Origin of the sequence: Carboxylicivirga sediminis (assembly GCF_018156225.1) — a bacterium.
GTDB lineage: Bacteria > Bacteroidota > Bacteroidia > Bacteroidales > Marinilabiliaceae > Carboxylicivirga > Carboxylicivirga sediminis.
In genome coordinates, this window is sequence record NZ_JAGTAR010000019.1 from 1 (window position 1) to 23,658 (window position 23,658).

The 23,658-nt window shown below is 40.8% G+C and carries 21 protein-coding genes; 7 read left to right on the forward strand and 14 right to left on the reverse strand.

All coding sequences use genetic code 11. The annotated features are described in order from the left end of the window. Positions 1-395: 395 nt before the first annotated feature. The 4 genes from KDU71_RS12600 to KDU71_RS12615 form a co-directional block, all read right to left on the reverse strand. Positions 396-2,330 carry an amidohydrolase gene (locus KDU71_RS12600; protein WP_212191437.1) on the reverse strand — a complete coding sequence of 645 codons (1,935 nt, stop codon included), beginning with the start codon at positions 2,328-2,330 and terminating at the stop codon, positions 396-398. Between the two features lie 6 nt (positions 2,331-2,336). After that, the gene (locus KDU71_RS12605) at positions 2,337-3,449 is read right to left on the reverse strand and encodes a choloylglycine hydrolase family protein (protein WP_212191438.1); all 1,113 of its coding nucleotides are present in this window, start codon (positions 3,447-3,449) and stop codon (positions 2,337-2,339) included. Positions 3,450-3,576: 127 nt separating this feature from the next. Continuing rightward, entirely contained in the window at positions 3,577-3,921 is a 345-nt protein-coding gene (locus KDU71_RS12610) for a protease inhibitor I42 family protein (protein ID WP_212191439.1), read from the reverse strand. Between the two features lie 181 nt (positions 3,922-4,102). Beyond that, the gene (locus tag KDU71_RS12615) at positions 4,103-5,350 is read right to left on the reverse strand and encodes a BamA/TamA family outer membrane protein (protein ID WP_212191440.1); all 1,248 of its coding nucleotides are present in this window, start codon (positions 5,348-5,350) and stop codon (positions 4,103-4,105) included. A gap of 427 nt (positions 5,351-5,777) precedes the next feature. On the opposite strand from KDU71_RS12615, the gene ettA reads away from it, so the two are divergent. Beyond that, positions 5,778-7,463, forward strand: a complete 1,686-nt coding sequence (ettA, locus tag KDU71_RS12620; protein WP_212191441.1) for an energy-dependent translational throttle protein EttA — start codon at positions 5,778-5,780, stop codon at positions 7,461-7,463. A gap of 32 nt (positions 7,464-7,495) precedes the next feature. On the opposite strand, the gene KDU71_RS12625 is transcribed toward ettA, so the two are convergent. Next, positions 7,496-8,599 (reverse strand): adenylate/guanylate cyclase domain-containing protein, encoded by a 1,104-nt coding sequence (locus tag KDU71_RS12625; protein ID WP_212191442.1) that lies wholly within the window; start codon positions 8,597-8,599, stop codon positions 7,496-7,498. Positions 8,600-8,733: 134 nt separating this feature from the next. On the opposite strand from KDU71_RS12625, the gene KDU71_RS12630 reads away from it, so the two are divergent. Continuing rightward, entirely contained in the window at positions 8,734-9,216 is a 483-nt protein-coding gene (locus tag KDU71_RS12630; protein WP_244828479.1) for a WbuC family cupin fold metalloprotein, read from the forward strand. 163 nt (positions 9,217-9,379) lie between these two features. Then, the gene (locus KDU71_RS12635) at positions 9,380-10,039 is read left to right on the forward strand and encodes a helix-turn-helix transcriptional regulator (protein WP_212191443.1); all 660 of its coding nucleotides are present in this window, start codon (positions 9,380-9,382) and stop codon (positions 10,037-10,039) included. A gap of 84 nt (positions 10,040-10,123) precedes the next feature. Here the strand turns inward: KDU71_RS12635 and KDU71_RS12640 are convergent, their stop codons facing one another. Further along, positions 10,124-10,303, reverse strand: a complete 180-nt coding sequence (locus KDU71_RS12640) for a transcriptional regulator (RefSeq protein ID WP_212191444.1) — start codon at positions 10,301-10,303, stop codon at positions 10,124-10,126. 216 nt (positions 10,304-10,519) lie between these two features. Between KDU71_RS12640 and KDU71_RS12645 the strand changes: the two genes are divergently transcribed. Then, entirely contained in the window at positions 10,520-11,050 is a 531-nt protein-coding gene (locus KDU71_RS12645) for an outer membrane beta-barrel protein (protein WP_212191445.1), read from the forward strand. A 163-nt stretch (positions 11,051-11,213) separates the two neighbouring features. Here KDU71_RS12645 and KDU71_RS12650 read toward each other — a convergent pair whose 3' ends face one another. The 8 genes from KDU71_RS12650 to KDU71_RS12685 all read right to left on the reverse strand — a co-directional run bounded on the left by KDU71_RS12650 (position 11,214) and on the right by KDU71_RS12685 (position 18,394). Then, a complete protein-coding gene (locus tag KDU71_RS12650) occupies positions 11,214-12,251 on the reverse strand; it encodes a serine hydrolase domain-containing protein (protein WP_212191446.1) in 1,038 nt (345 codons plus the stop codon). 284 nt (positions 12,252-12,535) lie between these two features. Next, entirely contained in the window at positions 12,536-12,796 is a 261-nt protein-coding gene (locus tag KDU71_RS12655; RefSeq protein WP_212191447.1) for a hypothetical protein, read from the reverse strand. Positions 12,797-13,246: 450 nt separating this feature from the next. Continuing rightward, entirely contained in the window at positions 13,247-13,891 is a 645-nt protein-coding gene (locus KDU71_RS12660) for a hypothetical protein (protein ID WP_212191448.1), read from the reverse strand. Between the two features lie 718 nt (positions 13,892-14,609). After that, the gene (locus KDU71_RS12665) at positions 14,610-15,098 is read right to left on the reverse strand and encodes a hypothetical protein (protein WP_212191449.1); all 489 of its coding nucleotides are present in this window, start codon (positions 15,096-15,098) and stop codon (positions 14,610-14,612) included. Between the two features lie 59 nt (positions 15,099-15,157). Beyond that, on the reverse strand, positions 15,158-15,616 hold the full coding sequence (locus tag KDU71_RS12670) for a protease complex subunit PrcB family protein (RefSeq protein ID WP_212191450.1): 459 nt from the start codon (positions 15,614-15,616) through the stop codon (positions 15,158-15,160). Positions 15,617-15,773: 157 nt separating this feature from the next. Further along, entirely contained in the window at positions 15,774-16,082 is a 309-nt protein-coding gene (locus KDU71_RS12675) for a carboxymuconolactone decarboxylase family protein (protein ID WP_212191451.1), read from the reverse strand. After that, positions 16,079-17,356 carry a S41 family peptidase gene (locus tag KDU71_RS12680; protein WP_212191452.1) on the reverse strand — a complete coding sequence of 426 codons (1,278 nt, stop codon included), beginning with the start codon at positions 17,354-17,356 and terminating at the stop codon, positions 16,079-16,081. Before KDU71_RS12680 ends, KDU71_RS12675 begins: the two co-directional genes overlap by 4 nt. A gap of 339 nt (positions 17,357-17,695) precedes the next feature. Further along, positions 17,696-18,394: a hypothetical protein gene (locus tag KDU71_RS12685; RefSeq protein ID WP_212191453.1), complete on the reverse strand. Its 699-nt coding sequence runs from the start codon at positions 18,392-18,394 to the stop codon at positions 17,696-17,698. A gap of 377 nt (positions 18,395-18,771) precedes the next feature. On the opposite strand from KDU71_RS12685, the gene hisS reads away from it, so the two are divergent. From hisS to ychF, 3 genes are all read left to right on the forward strand, one after another. Further along, positions 18,772-20,229 (forward strand): histidine--tRNA ligase, encoded by a 1,458-nt coding sequence (gene hisS / locus KDU71_RS12690; RefSeq protein ID WP_212191454.1) that lies wholly within the window; start codon positions 18,772-18,774, stop codon positions 20,227-20,229. Between the two features lie 456 nt (positions 20,230-20,685). Continuing rightward, the gene (gene hutH / locus KDU71_RS12695) at positions 20,686-22,191 is read left to right on the forward strand and encodes a histidine ammonia-lyase (protein WP_212191455.1); all 1,506 of its coding nucleotides are present in this window, start codon (positions 20,686-20,688) and stop codon (positions 22,189-22,191) included. A gap of 216 nt (positions 22,192-22,407) precedes the next feature. Then, positions 22,408-23,508, forward strand: coding sequence for a redox-regulated ATPase YchF (ychF, locus tag KDU71_RS12700; protein WP_212191456.1), 1,101 nt, complete (start codon positions 22,408-22,410; stop codon positions 23,506-23,508). Positions 23,509-23,658: the final 150 nt, after the last annotated feature.

Sequence of the window (23,658 nt, forward strand, 5' to 3'; positions counted from 1 at the left end):
ATGAAGCACATTGGCTATACGGGACAAACAAATGATTGGAGAGTAGCCTACTCCGAACAGTTTACCACTAAAAAAGAAGCGTTTGACCGAGAAAAGCAGGTCAAGATGTGGAAAAGCAGAGCCCGCATTATCAAACTTATAAATGGCGATTAGAACTGTTGGTTGAGAGCATCCCGTTGCTTGGCACGGGAGGGTCGGGGATTCGACTCCCTCATCGCCCACTTTCAAAGGAGAAGCAATTATTGCTTCTCCTTTTTTTGTTTTTCCGCGTTACTTATAAGCATTCCAAAACTAAACCACTCACCTCCTGCAATAATCTCTTAAAAGCTGGATGTTTATTAGCAAGAGCAGAAATATCCTCACTTACTTATAATGTCTTATTCATTAATTGAATATCAATTATCCAACTCTTTAGCAAGAGCTTGTGAATAAGCACGATTCAAGGTACACACGCAGTTGTCACCATCATGCTCATGACTATGTTCATGAGACTCTTCATGTTGAAGCATCACAGCGTAGGAGTTTATATTTAGCTTGGGCCCGCTTGACACCAAAGTAGCATTAGTATGCTCTACAGGAAGTAACCTCCCTTCATGAATAGTACCCCACACTGCGACGTTCTTGATTTCAGAAGCTTTACATGTAACCGGATTTTCACTTAATATGGTAAAATTGGCTAACTTACCTGCTTCAATACTGCCAACTTCTTTCTCCAAACCTAATGAGTAAGCTGCTTCAATGGTAACTGCCCTTAAAGCTCCTTCGCGACTAACTCTTTGGTCTTCACCTGCAACCCTACCCGACTTTGTTATACGATTCACTGCACAATCCATTAAGAATAAGGGCTGTCCAGGTGCCATAGGCATATCTGAATGAAAAGAAAAAGGAATACCAGCTTTCTCCACATCCGCTATCCGCACCATTTCATCAGCTCTCTCAGGCCCCAGACCTTCTTTGCTATACATATCTGCCAAGGCGGTAACATAGTATGGATTACCACTAACAATGGCCCCCAAACGTTTAATGCGTTTCACCTGATCTTTGCCTGAAACCGCAAAGTGAACAACAACCATGCGATGATCATAACGAGGATTACGCCTCATATTCACTTCCAAATTGTTTAACAGCATATCTAATCCTGCATCACCATTAACATGAACATGAATCTGGTATTTGGCATCCCAATATAATTTAAAAGCCTTGGCAAACAATTCAGGATCCATAATCCACTCACCTTTAAAATCACCATTTATATATGGCTCGCGCAGCTGAATGGCTAATGAGTAAATAGCGCCATCGGCAAATAGTTTTATTTTATTAGGTAACATTGTGGTCATTCCATGGCACCATTCCAAGGTTTTTTCTGTTTCCAGAATTGCTTTTTGAGGATAAAGACTATAGACCGATTTCCCATCAGGTATAAAGTAAAAACGGAAAGGACTGGATGATTTTGATAAAACTGCATTTTCAGCCTCCTGGAGTTTCTCGGAGTATAAACCTCCTGGCTCACAAGCCATGGTTACTCCATTCGAATGGTAGAACTTCTGGGTAAGCTCAAGCCCTTTCTGCAATCTTTCAGGGGTAGCCAAATAAGGCACTATTTTGGGAATAATTCCAAACATACCTTGCTCCCAAAAATGACCATCAGAAAGATTTGACTGCTGCTTAGCCGTATTTGAAAAATCATTTACAAAAGCCTCATCAATGCCTAAAAGCTTTAAGGCATTTGAATTAAGTGTAAATTCATGACATGATCGATGCCAGATAATAATTGGGCGAGTTGTACTTAGTTTATCAAGAACGGCTCGGTTTATTGGACCGTGAAAAGAAGGGTGATAGCCCCATGTAAACAGCAATTCATCCTTTGTTTCCAACTGCTTTTCTGCATCTTTCAGGCGCTGCCGGTATTCCTGTTGGTTATTGGCTGCCAATGATGTTTTATTTGGCAACACCCAGTCTTCAATAGCAATAATCTCAGACATCATTGCCAGACTGCTTAATAGAGGATGGTCGTGTTGTGCTATCAGACCCGGAACAACAACTTTATCGATAAAGGTATTGTCAACAGCAAATGGCTGGTCTCCTGCTGCAGCTTTTAATGCTTCCAGTGAACCAACGGCAAGTATTTTATCTCCTACAACAGCCACTGCCGTAGCCTTAGGATTATCAGGATTGAGGGTTACTACTTCTTTAGCTGTATAGATAACAATATTAGGCAATGGTGCTGTTTCATTAACAATATCCTGAAGCGTAATACCTTGACCCCATAGGTTAACTGTAATGAATAGATACGCAATTGCAAAACTTAAGAATTTAATTTTAAATCTCATTGAAACCTAATTTTTAAAGTTGTTACTAACATCTTTCATAACAAATCCACCATCCATCGTAATATGGCGCATTTGACCGTTAGCACTTTTTAGTGTCTTTCGTATATCAATCTGACAGATTTGCTGACCTGCATATGTCTTAAATGAATATGTAAGATTTTTAAGGTCTGCTACTGTTGTCCATGATGTTATTTCATTAAAAACCATAGTTCCATCTTGTGTTTTCACAACATCACGTACCGAACCAACAGGGATATCAAAATTATTCATCAAATGAAAAACCTGAGGTACAGTTAATTCAGCTGTTTCTTGCTTAACAGCTGATTGTGAATAAACAGCAGCACGAACAAAACGCGAAGGAGGGGTGCCATCGCCAGGCAATCCCCTTAAACCACTGCCTTCGCCAAATGCTTTTAGCTTTTGACCTGCTAATTCAATGGGCTCAACATTAACAACAGAGAGATTGATGTAATTATTTAAGTTTGTAAGATGCCAGTCAAAAGTCGGCGAGTTGGTAAATACACCCAATGGATTATCATAAATAACCAACCTTTTATTCAAAGGCTCAATAACAACACATGCACCAGTCTTATCATGAACTACATAGTGAGCCGGGAAACTGATATTACCAATAGCCTCGAGAGGATTTTCAACCAGAAATACACGGTCAAAATTGGCTTTTACTTCCTCTATCGATGCAAAATTAGCCAATAGCCAGGTTCCATAGTCTTCGGCTGCCATAGAAACATTGTACTTCTCTGGATCTGGCTGATTATAACTGGCATAACCCGGAAAATAAAATGCCCCAACATACAAGCCCGCTTCATTAACACCATCAGCATGAATATCAAAGCCAAAGCCGTTGGCTCCAACAATCCCATACTTTGCTGTATAGGTAATTCCTTTTTTAGCATCAGGGAGCGAACTGGTAATTTGCTTACCCGCTGGAATAACAAGAATTTCAGATTGAGGATCAACACCAAACTCAAGTGTTCTGCCAATTACCACTCCATCATCAGCAGCAATTAGCCTCAAGCCCGTACAGGCATCGGTCTGCAGGGCGCTAATAGCTATCATTAAAAAAACGAGCATTGCAATTGTTACTTTTGTTTTCATCATTATTAAAAATTAGGTTTGTAAAAAAGTATATTAATGATATTGTAGAGTATTAGCTCTGCATAGACACCTCAGTCAATACCGAATAGAAACTCCGCTAACCATTGGTTGTCTATTCATTAGTTTCAGATTATTTAACCCTAATAGTTACAACCTTTGACTTAGACACTGAATTCTGCTCCCAAGGTCTAGAATATTCAAACTTCAAAGAGTCGATTCCTGGCTTCATGCCTTTAAATATCCAAATCTCTGCACCACCACTACCAACAAGAGCAGAAGTGTCCGGTTTGTAACTCAAGTCAATGGAGTCAACAATTGATATGGATTCTGAATTCATCCATTTCCATGAATATCCAGTTGTGCGGTTTGCGTTTAATTCAACCTGAAATAATTCACCAACTTCGATATCATAATCGACTCTATTGATTGAATTGCTTCCCTTACTGTTGCAACCTAAATAAGTTAGGCTAAACATTAGTATTATAAAATAATTCCTCATTCGACACATATGATAAATATTAGTTATTAATTTGTGTTTATTAGTAAGTTGCATTGTCAGAATCTGGTCGCAAGGTCTCATATCATTTTAATTGAGGCTAATTAAATCGCATTAAACACATGAAAGACCTGAGTCATAACCTATGTAGTAAGCTCTGCTAAAACACCTCATTCAAACCAAGATAAAAGCCATGTTGGCCATATTGGCCAATGGCATAATCAAGATTAATATTAGTGCGTGATTTTTTATTTATCATGATTCTCAATCCTGCCCCAAAAGCATAGTTTAAATAATCAAAAAGTTGAATATCATTGAGTCTGTTGCTGGCAGCCGTTAAATTCAAGAACACCACAGCACCCAGTGTCTCTTTTTGCTTCTGAAGAGGAAAACGGTATTCTGTTTCGCCATACCAAAGATCTTCACCTCTAAACCGCCCTTGCGTATAAGCACGCCCCGAACGCCCAAATTGATCCCATCCAACAGATGGGAGATCGAGGTAAGGCACATCACCCGAAGTTACAAACCATCCATAGGTCCAGAAACCCAATAAGTGCCGTGGCCTCTTGCTGTCGAAATGAACGTAATCACGGTATTCCAACCACAATATACTGGAAGACTTATCGCTCCCTAAAAACTCTGGATTTACTCTCAAATTCACAAAGGCATATCTACCTGAATACGGATTAATTGAGTTATCGCGACTATCGTACAAAAAGTTGACTGACACACCCGAAGTGGTATAGTTATCAAGCGGCATTCCTATAGCCCTCTGATATAAATAATGACTTGTGTAAACAGGAGGATCCGCTGTTTCATCCAGTAAATTATCAGTTATAGCTGAATGAATATCTAAATGGTAGCCCAATCCATAAAAAAATCGGGTCATGTGATGCCGTTTTAAAACTGTCTCGTGAAAGCGAAAGAAACGGAACTCCATCATTTGACTGCTTTTTATAGGCTCACTATAGGTACCATCTTCAAGCTCAATACCAGTACTGGCAATTTTATTAGAATTTGGGCCCGTACCAAGCCCATATGTAGGCTGAGACGTAATAAAATAACGGATATCTCCCAATAAATTCCACTTATCTCCACTTAAAAAAACGTTTGTTTTGGCTGTTAAAATAAGCTGTTTATTGGTGGTATAAATAGCCGTCCCTAATCCTGAGGAAATACTGGTATTGGCTCTATCTCCCATAAACCAGTTGGCACCAGGAGCCAAACCCAGCATCAAGCCATTGGAAGGGTTATAAGCCACAACAGGGAGAGGAATAATGGATAAGTTTTTCTGTTTACCATCAACTTTTAACGAATCAGAGTCTGAGCTGGATTCAATTCCATGCACATAACTACTAACAAACATAAGTAGCAACAGGCTAAGCGTTCTGAATGGCTGTCTAATCATGTCGAGTTGTTTAATAAGCATTCCAGGTATTTTTAACTATTAACCCATTTTTATTAACCGGATGTTTTTAACCAGTTAATAACAGGCCATCGACCAATACTTTACATAAATCTACAACTCTTTCCTAACGGTCATTCTCTTAACGAAAGCCTATTACTTTACTAACCACATGAACTAGATTGAAATAGACCTTAAGCTAATTATGCTTTCTGAATCATTCAGATGACGTAAAATATCACCAATTTTCTTTAATGTCAACATCATACGGTTTTTCATATAATTGATTAGGTAACCTTTGTGTGAAAAATCAATAATCCACAACCAAGAAAAAAACGATAATATTAACCACTCTCAAATAGACAAATTCACTACTAGACAACTGCCATACATTTGCTACCTTTGCACTTCAAACGAAAATTATATAATCATGTCTGACGATAAAAAAATCATATTCAGTATGGTTGGGGTGAGCAAAACCTTTCCTCCACAAAAAAAAGTACTGAATAACATCTACCTGTCGTTTTTCTATGGTGCTAAAATCGGCATCATCGGGTTGAACGGTTCCGGTAAATCAACGCTGTTAAAGATTATTGCCGGAGTAGAAAAAAACTACCAGGGCGATGTGGTTTTCTCACCCGGTTATTCTGTTGGCTACCTGGAGCAGGAACCACAGCTGGATGAAAATAAAACCGTACGCCAGGTAGTGGAAGAAGGTGTACAGGAAGTAGTTGACACACTAAAAGCCTATGAAGCGGTGAACGAAAAATTTGCCGATCCTGAAGTGCTGGAAGATCCGGATAAGATGCAGGCTCTGATGGATGAGCAGGCCAAGCTGCAGGAACTCATTGACCAACACGATGCCTGGAACCTGGACACCAAGCTTAACCGCGCTATGGACGCATTACGCTGTCCGCCCGAAGACCAATCCATTAAAGTACTATCAGGTGGTGAGAGGCGCCGTGTAGCACTTTGTCGTCTGTTGCTGCAAGAGCCGGACATCCTGCTGCTGGATGAGCCTACCAACCACCTGGATGCCGAATCGGTGCAATGGCTGGAGCAACACCTGCAGCAGTATAAAGGAACAGTGATTGGTATTACCCACGACCGCTACTTCCTTGATAATGTGGCTGGCTGGATTCTGGAGCTGGATCGTGGCGAGGGTATTCCATGGGAAGGCAACTACTCATCGTGGCTCGACCAGAAAACCAAACGTATGGCTAACGAAGAGAAACAAGCTTCGAAACGTCGTAAAACGCTGGAGCGTGAGCTGGAATGGGTGCGTATGGCACCCAAAGCACGTCATGCGAAAAACAAGGCCCGCCTGAATGCCTACGACAGCCTGATGAAAGAGGATGTGAAGGAGAAGGAAGAGAAGTTGGAAATTTTTATCCCCAATGGTCCGCGACTGGGAGATAAAGTGATTGAAGCCCACGGTGTAGCCAAGGGGTTTGACGAAAAACTCCTGTTTGAAAACCTGGAGTTCACCCTGCCAAAGAACGGTATTGTGGGAGTGATTGGCCCTAACGGAGCTGGTAAAACTACACTCTTCCGCCTGATTATGGGCTTGGAGAAAGCCGATGCGGGTACGTTTGAAGTAGGTGAAACGGTTAAAGTATCCTATGTGGACCAGTCGCACGATGATATCATCCCGGGTAAAACTGTTTATGAAGTTGTTTCGCAAGGTGACGAGCTATTGCGCATGGGCAACAAGGAGATAAATGCCCGCGCCTACCTGTCGCGCTTTAACTTTGCTGGCAACGATCAACAGAAGAAATGCGAGGTACTGTCGGGTGGTGAGCGTAACCGCCTGCATCTGGCCATGGCGCTGAAAGAAGAAGGCAACGTGCTGCTGCTGGATGAGCCTACCAACGACATTGATGTGAACACGCTTCGTGCACTGGAAGAAGGCCTGGAAGATTTTGCCGGATGTGCCGTTGTCATCTCACACGACCGTTGGTTCCTCGACCGTGTAGCTACACATATTCTGGCTTTCGAAGGCGAATCAAAGGTTTACTTCTTTGAAGGCTCTTACACCGAGTATGAAGAAAACAAAAAGCGTCGTCTTGGCGATACAACACCACAGCGCATTCGTTATAAAAAACTGATTAAGTAGATTAAGAAACTGCTTAAGTTGTATATCTTGACTTACTGCATTGAGGGGGCCGGCATCAGAAAGGCCTCCTCTTTTTTTACTTCAGCAAGGGGCCGGTGAATATAATACATTGGCATCACCCCTTTACCTTTTACCTTGCGGGGCACACGCGTCACCAGCTTATAAGCCTCCGATAACGGCTTACTCAAGCTTTCGGACACATTAATCTGCATGGGCTCACACATGGTCTGAAAGCGGGAAGCCATATTAACCGTCTCGCCAAAAATATCAAAATTAAGGTTACTGGGGCTCACTGAACTGCCAATGATATCGCCATCATATAGCCCTATTTTAATCTCCCATTGCACCTCGCTGGTTTTGTTACGTTCAATAACATACTCCCTGATTTTAACGGCAGCCGATGCGGCCTCAATCTCTATTTTATCCGGTGTATAAAACATACCACAAACAGCTATATAGGCATCACCCACAGTTTTAATGCGGGTGCAGAAGTGCTGATCAATAACCGAATCGAAACCATTAAACAACTCGTGCAACTCCCTTAGCAACACAGCCGGCGACATTTTTCCGGTTTTAGTGGTAAAATCAACCATATCAACAAATATGGCCACGCAGTCTTTATAGCGCTTTGGAGGTATTGAACCATATTCTTTTATCTGCATCAATATGGGCAATGGTAAAATCGATCTTAAGATGCGCTCATTCTTATGATTGGCCAGCGTTAACTGGTTAGTTTGATCCTTTAATGATTTATAAGTGGTATAATTCCTTAATACAGCTTCTGAACGAGCCAGCAACTCCTCCTCATGTACTGGTTTTTGTATAAAATCAGAGGCTCCTGCAGCAAAGGCTTCTGCGATTTTATCGGTAAACGAAACGCCGGATACCAAAATAACCGGCAAATCTTTGGTTAGCTCATTCTTCTTTAACACTTTCAATACTTCAAAGCCACTCATGCCAGGCATTTCCCAATCCAGCAATATTAAATCTGGCTGGTGGCGCACAGCCTGCCGGCAAGCCTCTTCTCCATTGTTAGCAATAACAATGTTACGGAAGGGCTCATGCTTAGTCATTATAGTACTAAGCAATTCGATTTCCAAACGTGAGTCGTCAACTATCAGTATTGTATTACCCATTTCTCTTCAACTATTCATACCTTGATTGCTTGTACGAGTTAACTGCTAAAAGTTAACGACCTAATGACTAATGAAGTGAATTAGTTGATAAACTGTTGTATTTTTACAGGCAACGACTCATAAATACACCAATAATGATTATTGACAAGAAGCTGCTAAATACCCTAAGTGCCAAAGCTGTAAATTCGGTACGTAAAAGGATGAATTACAATTTTCATCCAACACCAGATGATCCTTTGCAACGGATGCTGAACGTGCTTAACCCAGGTAGTTATGTTCAGCCACACAAGCACGAATCGCCCGATAAACGCGAAGCTTTTATTATACTCAGCGGACGCCTTCTGGTCATCCTTTTTGATAAGGACGGTCATATTGAAGAACATTGCACACTGGATCACAGCAAGGGTATTTATGGTATTGAAATACCACCTGGCACCTACCACACGATTGTTGCACTGGAAGCCAACACTTGCGTATATGAAGTGAAAGATGGGCCATACTCCCCTGACGATGATAAACACTTTGCCCCCTGGGCGCCTGCCGAAGGCATGATACCAGAGTCGGCCAATTATCTGAACCACCTGTTGGATAAAACAAAAAAAGCTACTCTCTCATAGGGATTGAGAGAGCTAGCTAGAATGTTTGAATCGGGAAACCATAAAGGATTAACTATTGCAAATGTATCGTGAGTTCTCTGCCCGATGAAAAAAAGTACTGGTAGGATTATGGTACATTTGACCTTTTTGTTATTATTGTCGTAAACCAGATACCTCAATACTTATGATATTCCAAGGTGTATCAATCAATCAAATAACAGACCGAGAGGCACTTGTAGTAGCAAGTCTCGATGGCCAGATACTGGCCGGCAATAAGGAAGCGCTTGAATTATACAGATACCCATCCCTCCAGAGCTTTAAAAAACTTAACCTGAGAGATCTGATGCCCAATGATTTCAATCAGTTTTATCCAGAACTGATGACCGCGGAACACCTGAATATCAGCAGTTACAAAACGCACGTTAACCGTCGCAGCGATGGTGAGCTTTTCGCCTGCAAGCTACATACACATCACCAAACCATTAAAGGGCAAAAGTATTTAGTGGGTCATGTGGTGGAAATACGCGAAGAAGTAGACATTGAGAAGATCTGTTTGCAACAGAATATAATTGTATTGCAGCGTGAACTGGAGGCTGAGCGCAGCAAAAACAGAGAAATAAGCCTTCGGGAAACGAGTCTGCTTTTGGCAAAAGCATACCCCAGCCTCAGCAATAACGATATTAAAGTATGCCATTACCTCCTAAAAAACTATAGCAGCAAAGCCATTGCCAAAGAGCTTAATATCACTACAGAGGGTGTATTTGCTGCCCGAAAACGCATTCGCAAAAAACTTGGCCTGCAACCTGGCGAAGAACTCAATAAGGCCTTGCTGCAATCCATTTAGCAGGCATACTCATCATACACAACACAGGTGCTGAAGCACTTAAGACAAGCACCTCAACACCTGTTTAAGCCTTACTACCTGGTACTACTTGGCCGGCTCCCAAAAACAGCGCTTGGGCGACACAATTTTATTTTCGGCCTTCAATTGCTTCATCGCTTTCTCCACTTCTTTTCTATCCAAGCCCGATAAATCAACAATATCGCCTGTGCGAACAGGTTTATCGGCCTTTTTCATGGCATCTAATACAGTTACTTCGTTTGACATTTTTCTGGTTTTAATATGAATATTATTTCGTGTTATATTGACAAAAACAGCGGGCACATTGTTTCAGAAATCGCCAATAAATCAGCCTGCACCTTCATTCAGTTAATCAACCTCTTAACTTAACATTAAAGATACTATAACATCCCTTGGCATTTTTTGTCAATAAATGGAACAAAGATTGCTTAATGAGGCCTCACACATTAATGATAGTATCATATGAAAAAAGCAATGATGATTCTAAGCCTGCTTGTAGCAAGTAACCTGGCCTTTGTAGGAATGGCCCAAGATAAAAAGTTTGGCATACGCGGTGGATATCAAACTTCGTATTTAACGCAAGATGGCGATAAGGTAGGCAGTTCGAAATCGGGTTTCTACCTTGGTGCCTATAAAGATACCAAGGTGTTTCCTTTTCTGCATGTTAATACTGGGTTGGAGTATTCTCAATTTGGCGCCTCAAAGCTTGATAATGGCGATTACACCCTCAACTACATTGGTGTACCACTGGCACTGAAGGTAAAAGTAGGTCCGCTATACGCATTGGGAGGTTCGGGCTTTAACGTAAAGGTGGCCGAAAAAGGTTATCCGTTTGATAGTAGTGCCAAATGGTTTGACATTCCAGCCTATGTGGGAGCCGGTTTTAACATCCTGTTTGTGGCGGTGGAAGCTAAGCACACATGGGGCCTAACCGACATTAACAACGGACTGAACAATAATGGTTTTCAGGTAGGTTTATCCATGCGTTTCTAGGCAAGTATGCACTCAGGTAAATGCTAAATAAGAGATCCCAATCTCTTCACCTTTTCCGGAGCTCAGTGCTTTGGAAAAGGTTTTTTTGTGCCTTTGATAAGTAGCATTTGCAAGAGTTTTCAAAGGTCTTTTCCTGTGGCACTTATACGGATACTCCGTCTGGCTATGAGCTTTTTTGCCTCTTCAGGATTTTAACGATTCTGCTATTTACGATTTCTGACAAGTTCCAATTGTACAGTTTTGAGTCGGTTGTGTTGTAGAATGCCACAACAACGGCATCAATATCATTGTGGTAGTTTGCAAAACTCTGGTATCCCGGCACCCAACCACCATGTTCATACTCATAAATGGAAGCATAAATTTCCTGCTCCCCCGGCTCAAATAAGGTTCCATCGTTCAGTGCCCTCAGAAATACACCCACATCTTCGGCTGTGGCCAGCATACCATGCTCGTCGGCCTTTAAATCGTGAGGGTGCCCCACATGGTAGCCACTCATCACATTGTCCATATCCACATCGCTCAGAGAACCAAAGGTGTTGTTTAGATTTAACGGCATTAAAATTTGTTCCTGTATGAATTGAAAGTTATCATAACCCAGCACATCATCCATTATCTTATTAATTAAAAGATAATTCGTATTGCAATATTCATAGTCTTCACCTGGTTCAAAGTTGGCTGGCTCGTCCAGAATCAATGCCAGACTCTCTTCGTAGGATCTGGTTGGAGCGGCCCAAAAATTCGGTGCATCTGTAAAATTAGGGATGCCACTTCGATGCTGAATCACCAACCTCAAAGTAATGGTTTCGGCGTTTTCGATATGTCCCACAAGCTCCGGTAAATAATCCGCGATGGTTTTATCCAGCGAAAGTCGTCCATCATTTACCAATTTGGTAACAGCCACCGCATCGTACAGCTTGCTGATGCTGGCAATTTTAAATAATGCATGCGGATTGGCTGGTATCTTCAGTTCCCGATTGTGCCAGCCGGCAGCATAATACTGAGGCGGCTGGCCTGCCTGGTGTATATACACAATCATTCCGTCAAATCCATGACCAATGGCCTCATCCAACTGCTCCTGAACTGTATTGGGCAGCGGCAGTATCCACGCCTTTACCAATAGCCATGGAACAAAGTACAAGGAGGATATCGATGCGACGATAAGCGCTATCCTCAGAATTCGTTTTGTATTTTTCTTGGTCATAATATTGAACTGTAAATTTTTAATTGCTTACTGCCTGTCGTAAGGAGTGTAAAGAAATTTAAACATACATACTTTATTGAGCAGAGCCAACGCACTGTATTTGTTTTTTAACTTCTCATTTTTAAAGTCAAATCAGTAATTTATCGTTGATTGCCGAAGCTACAGACTTTACAAAAATAGTTGGCTCACTTTTGCATTATAAGTCATTATTAGCAACTAACTTTCATTTTTGATATGACTAATCAGCTCAATTTTTCTTTTTAAATTTTCCTTATGGAAATACATTATAATTCAGCCAATATTGCGTTAATAATTGATGCAAGAACAAAGACTATAATCAGAAACACAATTATTTTTAACCATGTCGGAATTGCGTTATATAAGTCTTTTATAGCTTTATCAAGAATAGCACCACTGATTACTTTACCAGGATAATTACCATTAGCAAAGTGTTTGTCCGCCTTTTCCTTTCCAACTAATGATTTAAGTCTTTCATACTCGTCATTTAAGAACTTTTCGCGGTTTTCTGTTTGTTCTGTATTCATATACTTAAATAATAAAGTCTGGTTCTGTTCCTACTTGTATGATTTATATAACTAAGGCTTTTAATCTTTTTGGTTGGTTACTAATACGTTTACTTTATGCAAATAATCAATACATCGTAGTATGAGATTCACCTTTGCATACTTATGAAGCCTTTCAAATAAGATTCTCTTAATGATCAAATTTAATTGTGCGATATCAAATTAGCCCTAACTAGTCGATATTCGCAACACACCTTCTATAGCACCATATCGACATAACACAAAACCTATCAAAGCTATACTTAATATGTATGTAAACCAAAAGCTATTGGATACTTCATCGACCAATTCATAAAAAAAATGTCATGGACCTAAGCGGTTCACGCTCCCCTCATATGCCTACCTACACAAAAACGCCCACCAGACACTTATACGTTATCTAATGGGCCAAAATTTAAAGGGGAAAAAACGTTATTTAACTACAATACCAACCTGCTCCAATACCTGTCGTTCGCTGCCCTGATAGAACAGATTTAAGCACTCGCGCAAATCGCTGCAATAGGCTGCTAACTCAGCCATGGCCTCCTGCTTTTTCACCGAAGCTGCCTGCGCTTCTCCATCTTCTTTTTCGGCCACTACTTTAAGCTGACCTACGGCTTTTAAATCGCCTTGCCAGCCAGCGACTTTTTCAGGCGTTATATCCACTACTGCTAACTTTTCGATAAGCGCCGGGGTGCTATTAAGCGCATTAAACGTTCGCTCCACCAGGTTATCCCACTGAGCATAGTTAGTTGGGATTTCTTCATTCAGATACGCCACATTCTGCATATCCACGTCCGATTTAAAGAAGTAGCGCAACCAGTTACGCGTGGTCACAAAATGATCATGCACCGCATCTTTTGCGGTATTAAAGGCTTTAACGGCAGCAACGCCCTCAGCCTTCTCGGCCGCCTGGCTATTTAGGGCTATCCTGGCGGTTTCGTACAAAACAGGCCCTGTTGCCAGCCGTTCCTCAGGGTAGACTGGTGCAATGCGGGCCTTTATCGCCGTGCTGCCATTCACACCTTCGATTAATACTCTGTTCTTTTCCAATACACTTTCTTGTGATCTACTCATAGTTTTTGATTTGTGTTAAAACAGCATGCGGCCCATACCTCAGGAGGCAAGCACTGCCAGCTATTTTAACCGGTTTATAATACATATTGAACAACATAAGCCAACCAACACCAAGCAAAACACCACTCTCCACCCTCTATTTATGCACATTAACACACTACGTCATTAACATTTGCACACCATTAGGTTAAACGAATATAAAAATATTACTTATACCTCCCAAAACTTTTATTATATTTTATAAAAGCTTCGACAACAATGCCAAACTGTCATATGTATTTATCAATAATGCTGCTGGAAGCATTGTGCACTGCTTTGGAGCCATTGGGAAGCGCTTTTGCCTGCCATGTTGTCGCTTTGAGCCACTGTGCACCGGGCTGGAACCACCGGGAAGACGGCTGGAGCCATTGCGCAGCCGCTGGAGGCACTGAGCGGCGCCCCCGAGCCATTGCGCAGCGGTCAGAAGGCTTTGGGAAGCGGTCGTAAGCCTTTGGGAAGCGGATGAGCGCAGTAAGTAGCGCCTTAGTAGGATAAAACGGCGGGGGAGACAGTTGGGGTATTGGCTGGGAAGGGATTTTATAAAAATTGAGTGGCGGGTTTAAAAAGCAGACGGTTGTCTGCTCGATGCTGTAGTAGAATTTCGGTGCTGATGATCTGTGAGAGAGGACGATACTTTCGAAGCGGGGATCAGCCTACCCCAAGTGAGCCGGACTATGCGTTATAGTGCTTCGTGCTTATTCTTTTTCTGATTGAATTCAAAGTCCCCCATTAGCTGATTTAGCTGTTTAAATTGGGACTCGGTAATATGGCCTGTTTGTTCTGCAACAACGATTGTGTCATTGATAAATTCAAACTCTGCGATGTTCTTAATTTTATTCCTCTTTAGTACTTTTTCAATAATATTCCGCCTTTCCCGATAAAGTCCTTTTTTAAATAATTCAGTCCAAAATCTGTGTCCTTCTGGATTTTCTATTTCATTCCAATGAACAAAATAGTCACTTTCCAGATATTTTAAGCTATCCATTCGTTTGAATCCTTTCCTTGGATTTAATGCATATCCTTTTACTAACTGTCCAAGTTTGAGGTATTCTTTCTTATCTATGTCAGTCAGTTTTGAAGAAGTGTTTATAATTTCCTGAGCGATTTCTACAGCTAATGCTAGTTTCTGTGCTCTTTCTTCATATGTTTCTCTTGTCTTTTTCATCATTGCATTAGCGCCAACGGCAAGGCTATGAGCTATGGCGGCATATTGTAAGCAGGCTTTCTTTAATTATAATTACACTCATAAATCTCTATGGTTTTTTCAAATTCAATATTTAAATCTTTATTCTTTAACCTTATGAGTATAAACGGATTTGTTAGTGCCCATGTTTTACGGCAGCTAACACCAGGATTTCTATAAACCATTTCAATTGTTATATGCCCTCTGTCTTCATAAACCTTTTTAATTCGAATTCCATGTCCGCCAGAACTGCATTGTCCTCTATAAATTGCAATAACGCACTCTTTATTAAAATCAATGACGGGTGATGGTTTTATTCCTTTCCATTTTTTTTCGAAATCATATTTATTCTCAATAATTTCAATGCTTTCATATTTCTTTCCATTATTTCCAGATCCGATAATTTCGAAGTCTATAGATTGTGCTTCAATATCATTAATAATCAAGGTTGACATGGATATTACCATGAATGAACTAACTAATAATTTCTGAATGATTTTCATTTTTATGGTACGATTTTAAGCTTGCTTACAACGGATGATACTACGAAGCGTGACTGATTTCCCCCAGGCTGCCGTACGAGTCCTCTCGTGTGGTTTGTTGTTTAAAATATCACGCGGAAGGATTCGCGCGATAGCGGTGTTAACATATATATTCAAGCTAATTTTCATCAAAACTTTCCAAAACCAAGGGTAAATATTTAGATACTGCTTTCATTCCAATTACAGATAATCCTAAAAGGACTGTTGTCTTTACTTCGTCTCTTGTTGCTCCTGTATTTTTCGCCATTAAGACGTGCATTTTAACCGCTCTTTCATCATCTGCTATCATTTTCATTCCTATATAAATCAGTTGCTTAGTTTTATTGTCTAAGCCTTTGTCTGCAATCAGTGATTTGATAAATTCTGCATACGCTTTTTGCACTTCGGGTGCTTCGTCAACAAATGTTTGTAATGAATTATTGTTCATATTTGTTTATTTAAATAGTCTATCGCTTTTTCGAGTTGAGTGTCCTTGCCTTTTAGCAAACCTTCTCGATTCAGTTCTATTTCAATATCGGGTATAATTCCATTGTTTTCAGGATTGAATCCATTTGGATATTCAAGTTTGTAAATTGGAATTGCTAAAGCAATACTGTCGTTTATTAAGTATCCGTTGCCCCATAACATCTGACCAGGAGTTTGATTTCCAATAATTTTTCCAATTCCTAAATATTGAATTATTCCTGCCATATTTTCCGCACCTGAAATACTCATTTCATCAACTAACAAAACAACTTTACCTTGATAATTAGCACCAATAGGCTCAATATAATCTTCATTTCTTTCGTTCCTGTTGATATAAGTTCCGTATTTTTTCCTTTCTGAAACAAATCTTCCGAGCAACAATTTCATTCCTTCAATTGAACCACCGTCATTTCCTCTTAAATCAATGATTAAGCCCTTTGATTTATTTACTTTTTGTAAATCATTTAATACGTGTTCTAAATCAGCAGGATTAAAAGCATTAAAAGTTAAGTAAGCAATGTCTTCTGAAATAAAAAAACTTTGTGAATTTAGGTGAGCAAGAGGCATTCCTCCACCTAATGATGTTCCATTTAGTCGTTCTTTCCGTTTTAATACCTTAGAATGAGATTTATTATTCTCATCCCCAAAGACTATTTCAATATTTGTACCTGACTGTCCGTAGATGTGCCTTAATACTTCCGCTGTAAGATGAAAATTTTTATTTCTGTCATTAAATGGTGGTTTATATTTTACAAGCTTCTCAATTTCCGATAATGTTAAGCCATCAAATTTTTCGATTATGTAACCAGCCTTAATATTAGCATTATCTGCTGTGGAGTTCTTTATGACTTTAGTAATTACAATCTGATTTTCAATAATTCGGATATCAATTCCTATTTCGCCAGAACTAAAAATGTATGGAGAAACTGCTTTATCCAATTCAGATAATAGTCCAACGCCACAATGAGAACTATTAAGTTCAAATAGCATTTTATTTAGTAAATGGAAAAGACTGTCTGTTTTATTACAATTTTCAATTTTTGCTTTGTATTCATAGTGCTTTTGATTCCAATCAATTCCATTGAAATTTGGGTCATAAAAATGTTCATTTACAACGCTCCAAACTTGTTCGAAAATTGATATTCTTTCATTCTTAGTAATTTCTTTCTCATGTGAATTGCAAGAATTAAAAAGAGGTAAAATACTCAGCAATATTATATATGATAGTTTATTCATTACGTTTTATTAAAATATGACTAAGGGTAAATTTATAAAATCATAAATTACTATTTATCAATGTTTTAAAACTTATCGTTCACAACAGTAATTAATCAGCTTAAAAGATTAGATATCTTAATCTCTATCTAATCTGGATGTGCTCATCTGGGGAATGAACTACAACGGACGCGGCTATGAAGCGTAAGTGAGATTTTAACCGTACTCACTTTCAAACTTAGCAAAGCCAAAGCGTTGCATTTGTTTTTATCTTTTCATTTCAAAAGCCAAATCAACGATTTGGCGCTGTTTGCCGAAGCTAGGAGCCTTCCAAAATTAGTCGAACTCACTTATGCTTTATTAGCCATTGTTGGTGTTAGTATTTTCTATTATTAAATGTTTCTCCTTAATAACTATGTCCAGAAGTTTAATTATTTTCCTGTATACGTTAAGAAGTTCACTAATTCCGTAAACGAAAGTACGTTTGGTATTAAGTTCCTCGAATATTTTGTTTTCTTCAAAGGTCTTTTTTAAGTCAATTATATCAAGACATAAAACTCCAATTTCCTGAATTATTTTGTCTTCAAGGTGTAATGAATGAAAACCAACTACCTTCTCCAATCGAGTTAAGAAATATTCTAGCCGTTTGATTTCTTTTGTTAACCTTACATATTTATCTTCAGGTTCTGAGTTCTGAAGTTTGGTTAGAAAATTGACATCAAACAATTCTTTGGTCGGGCTAACAAGAATATTTGGTTGAAGTATTGCAACAAATTTCTTAACCTCTTTGTCTGAAGTCTTAGAGCAAATGCTAATCCCAATTCCTTGTATTTCATATTCTCTTGTAATTCGATTAATTACTTCACATAAACTTGTTATAACAAAATTGATTTTTCTTTTGCTGTATTCTTTATTGTCAACCTTAATTTTTGAAATTGTAATTTTGGGTATTAACCAAATAGATAAAATTAGGCCTAGTAGAAATAAAGGTAGACTTGTCAATTGACTATTCCAGAATGAACACCAATCAATTGTTTCTAAGTACTTTTCTAAATCCATTTTTTAATTAGGTAAACTTCTTAATCCTGCTCTTCATATTAACACCAACTAGTCGATATACGTAATACGCTTTATATCGTACGATATTGGTATAATATAAAGCCTATCAAATCTATATTAAATATGCATGTAAACCAAAAGCTACTTTATACTTAGTTTACCATCATATCAACAGCTAGTTATTTTGTGGTTAATACCATCATTTTAAGGTTTTTTTTCAATTGCACCCTATACCTTGAACTCGTGACCCGAAACCCCAAACCCTACACCGCGCACTAATCACCAGGCAGTAAACTGCGCACTCTCTACTCTTTTTAGTATCTTTGCCCGGGTTTATTCAAACCCACTTAATACGAATAGCAAAACAATAATTAGATATGGCTCAAAAACCAAGCATTCCAAAGGGAACCAGGGACTTTTCACCCGTGGAGATGGTGAAACGCAATTACATTTTTGATACGGTTAAAAGCGTGTTTCAGAAGTATGGCTATTTGCCGATTGAAACGCCAGCCATGGAAAACCTGAGCACCCTGCTTGGCAAATACGGTGAAGAAGGCGATAAGCTCTTATTTAAAATTTTGAATTCGGGCGATTATTCATCGAAATTCTTGCAAGAATTAGAATACACGGATAAACTAGATGATTTAGCTGATAAAAATGAATTTGAAGTTTATCGAGCTGAAGGAAAGAAAAATAAAGAACTCTCAGAAAAGTTTGGAACAAGAGTTTCCAACATAATGACTCCAATTATTTGCGAAAAAGGCTTACGCTACGATTTAACGGTGCCCTTTGCCCGCTTTGTGGTGCAGCACCAAAACGAGATCAGCTTTCCATTCAAGCGCTACCAGATACAACCGGTATGGCGCGCCGATCGCCCACAGAAAGGCCGTTACCGCGAGTTTTTCCAGTGCGATGTGGATGTGGTGGGTAGTAACTCGCTGCTCAACGAGGTGGAGCTGATTCAGATAGTTGACGAGGTGTATCGTCTGTTGAATATTAATGTGGTGCTGAAACTCAACAACCGCAAAATACTTTCGGGCATTGCCGAAATTATTGACGCATCGGATAAGATTGTGGATATTACCGTGGCCATCGACAAGCTGGATAAGATAGGACTGGATAAGGTGAACGAAGAGCTGGCATCGAAAGGACTGTCGGCCGAGGCCATTGACACCATACAGCCCATTATTATGCTGAGCGGCACTAACCGCGAGAAGGTGACCAGGCTGCGCGAGGTGCTGGCCACTTCAGAAATTGGCTTGAAAGGCGTTGACGAACTGGAGGTGGTGCTTAACTACCTGGATGTGCTGAAGCTGGATTTGGAGGTAGAGCTGGACCTGACACTGGCCCGCGGCCTTAACTATTACACCGGCGCCATCTTCGAGGTAAAAGCCAAGGATGTAGCCATTGGCAGTATTACCGGCGGTGGCCGCTACGACGACCTGACCGGCATCTTCGGTCTGAAAGATGTGTCGGGTGTGGGTATCTCCTTTGGTGCCGACCGCATTTACGATGTGATGAACCAGCTGGAGCTGTTCCCAAAAGCCGATGGCGCTAAAACACGGGCCATGTTTGTTAACTTCGGTGGCGAAGATGAATTATATGCCCTGCAAATACTCAATGAGGTGCGCAAAGCAGGCATCAATGCCGAGCTGTTTCCCGACGCAGTGAAGATGAAAAAGCAGATGAATTACGCCAACAAAAAGGAAATTCCGTTTGTATTGCTGGCCGGCGAAGAAGAAAGAAAGGCTAATACTTTAACAGTCAAGAATATGGAGAGCGGCGAACAGAGCCAACTTACCGTTGACGAATTGATCAAAGTCATCAGTATTTAATAAAGAATTTATCTATGTTTGCGGGGTAGGCATCAAATTGTCTACCCCGCTTTTTATGGGCCGAATTCTTAAGAACAGAACACATCTTTTCATCTCCTTTGGTGGCGATATCCGCTGCCCCTGAGCAGGCGCTGCCTGTTTTGTTATGATGCAATGCTATCAAAATAGCTGCATTCCACACGCTCACCCTTGTATTCCCTAAAGGGAACAGCGCGCAGGATAAGCCCCTTTAGGGGTTTGGGGTAATAATTGCTGCCAAATCATTGATTACATTCAGCCTAAATCCAATCCCCAAGGGACAATAAGAAACAAAACAGGAAAGTCCTGGCTCGGATTACAAATCCACGCCAGCCAATAGCAAATACCTGAAGGGCAATGGGGGAATCATCCAATTAAAATAACCAGGCTGTAAATGGCTATCAGCTATAAGCCAGCAGCTACAAGCTAAAAAACACCATGCAAAAGACATTTGAAATATCACCAGCACCTCTTTCATTCGAAATCATTGAAACCATACTTAAAGAAGGTTATCACCTGGCATTGTCGGAAGAATCGGTGCAGCGCATTGAGCATTGTAAGCAGTACCTCGACAATAAAGTGGCCAACAACGATGGCCCGGTATATGGTATCAATACCGGTTTTGGTTCCTTATGTAATATCTCCATTTCTTCGGACGACCTGAGTAAGTTACAGGAGAACCTGGTGAAGAGCCATGCCTGTGGTATTGGCCGAGAAGTGCCACGCGATGTGGTTAAGCTGATGCTGATGCTGAAGATTCATGCTTTGAGTATTGGCAACTCAGGCGTTCAGCTACAAACCGTGCAACGCCTGTGCGACTTTTTCAACAACGGCGTGTACCCCATCGTTTTCGAACAAGGCTCGTTGGGTGCTTCAGGCGACCTGGCACCTTTAGCGCACTTATTCCTGCCGCTTATTGGCGAAGGCGAAGTGCATTACAAAGGCGAGTTACGCACTGCAGCCGACGTATTGGCCGAAAACAACTGGGAGCCAATTAAGCTGGGCGCCAAAGAAGGTTTGGCCCTGTTGAATGGTACGCAATTCATGAGCTCACATGCTGTATATACGCTGCTTAAGGCCTTCCGCCTGTCGAAATACGCCGACATTGTGGCGGCTACCTCATTGGATGCCTTTGACGGCCGTATCGAGCCTTTCTTCCCGCAGCTGCATGCGGTGCGCCCTCACCCGGGACAGATTGAAACAGCCCGCAACATCAAAGCCCTGCTGGAAGGCAGTGAGCTGATCACTCGCGAGAAGAAGCACGTACAGGACCCCTATTCATTCCGTTGTGTACCACAGGTACATGGTGCCATTAAAGACGCCATTAACTATGTGGCCAACGTGGTGCTTACCGAAATTAACTCGGTGACCGATAACCCAATGGTATTCCCCGAAGATGATATGATTGTGTCGGGTGGTAACTTCCACGGCGAGCCACTGGCATTGGCCATGGACTTTCTGTCAATTGCCATGAGTGAAATTGGCAGTATCTCTGAGCGTCGTACCTATCGCTTAATTTCGGGTGAGCGTGGTTTGCCTGAATTCCTGGTGGCCAACCCGGGCTTGAACAGTGGATTTATGATTCCGCAATACGCAGCCGCTTCCATCGTGAGTCTGAACAAGCAGATGGCAACACCTTCATCGGTGGATAGCATTCCATCGTCGAACGAGCAGGAAGACCACGTGAGTATGGGAGGTAATGCCGCCACTAAAGCACTTAAGATTGCCGATAATGTGGAGCGTGTGCTGGCCATTGAGCTGTTTAATGCTTCTCAGGCCATGGACTTCCGTCGTCCGGCTAAGACATCGCCATTCCTGGAAGACTTTCTGGCTCAATACCGCGAGTACGTTGGCTTCGTGAAAGAGGACAAAATCATGTACAAAGAGATTGAGAAGAGTGTTGATTTTCTTCAGAACGGTGAGTTTGGCGAGTTTGGTGAGTAATTAAAATAACTTTCAGCTTCTGGCTGTTAGCTACTGTATTAAGGATCGCATCTTTATAACCATAATGGAAATAAAGATGCGATCCTTTTTAGTTAGAAGATGTTAATCATCTTGATACTCACTACTTATATCTTCATACTTTTTAAAAAAAACCACTACTTTTGCAGCCTGTATAAAAACTATACACAATAGAGTAAATAATTAAGACAGAATATAATGGCATTACAGTGCGGAATCGTTGGCCTGCCCAACGTTGGAAAATCAACCTTATTTAATTGCTTGTCGAATGCAAAAGCACAGTCGGCAAACTTCCCTTTTTGTACCATCGAGCCCAATGTGGGCGTTATCACCGTACCCGATGAGCGATTGGTGAAGCTGGAAGAGCTGGTGAAGCCACAGCGTGTGGTGCCTACCACCGTAGAGATTGTTGATATTGCCGGTTTGGTAAAAGGTGCCAGCAAGGGTGAAGGTTTAGGTAATAAGTTCCTGGCCAACATTCGCGAAACAGATGCTATCATCCATGTATTGCGCTGCTTTGACGATGATAATGTAACGCACGTTGACGGCTCTATTGATCCGGTAAGAGACAAAGAAATCATTGACCTGGAGTTGCAATTCAAAGATTTGGAGACCGTTGAAGCACGCCTTCAGAAAACTGAAAAAGCAGCTAAAGCATCGAAGGATCAGGATGCCAAGAAGCTGGTTGAAGTACTATACCGTTACAAGGAAGCCTTTGAGAACGGCAAATCGGCCCGTACAGTAGAATTAACAGAGCATGAGCAGAAAGTAACGAAGGACCTGTACTTATTGACCAATAAGCCGGTGATGTACGTATGTAATGTGGATGAATCATCGGTGGTAGATGGTAACCAGCACGTTGAAGCTGTACGTGAAGCTGTAAAGGATGAAAACGCTGAGATATTAATCATTGCTGCTAAAACCGAGTCGGAGATTGCTGAGCTGGAGACTTTCGAAGAGCGTCAGGAGTTTTTGGAAGATATGGGACTGAAGGAATCAGGTGTATCCAAGTTGATTCGTTCGGCCTACAAGCTATTGAACTTGCAAACCTATTTTACAGCTGGTGTTAAAGAAGTACGCGCCTGGACTTTCCACAAAGGCTTTTGCGCACCACAAGCCGCTGGTGTTATTCACACCGATTTTGAGAAAGGCTTTATCCGTGCCGAAGTTATCAAGTACGATACATTTGTGGAGTTAGGCTCTGAATTAGCTTGTAAAGAAGCCGGTAAAATGAGTGTTGAAGGTAAAGAATATGTGGTGCAGGATGGCGACATTATGCACTTCCGTTTCAACGTGTAAGATATACAAGACACCAGAACGCGAACAAGTTCGCTAATAGATATTAGAAGCCTGGCAATTGCCGGGCTTTTATTTTATCTATTATTGCTTCTCAATACTTTTAATACGATACGAGCTACTATTAAGATAAGTATAGCACAACTTAAGCTT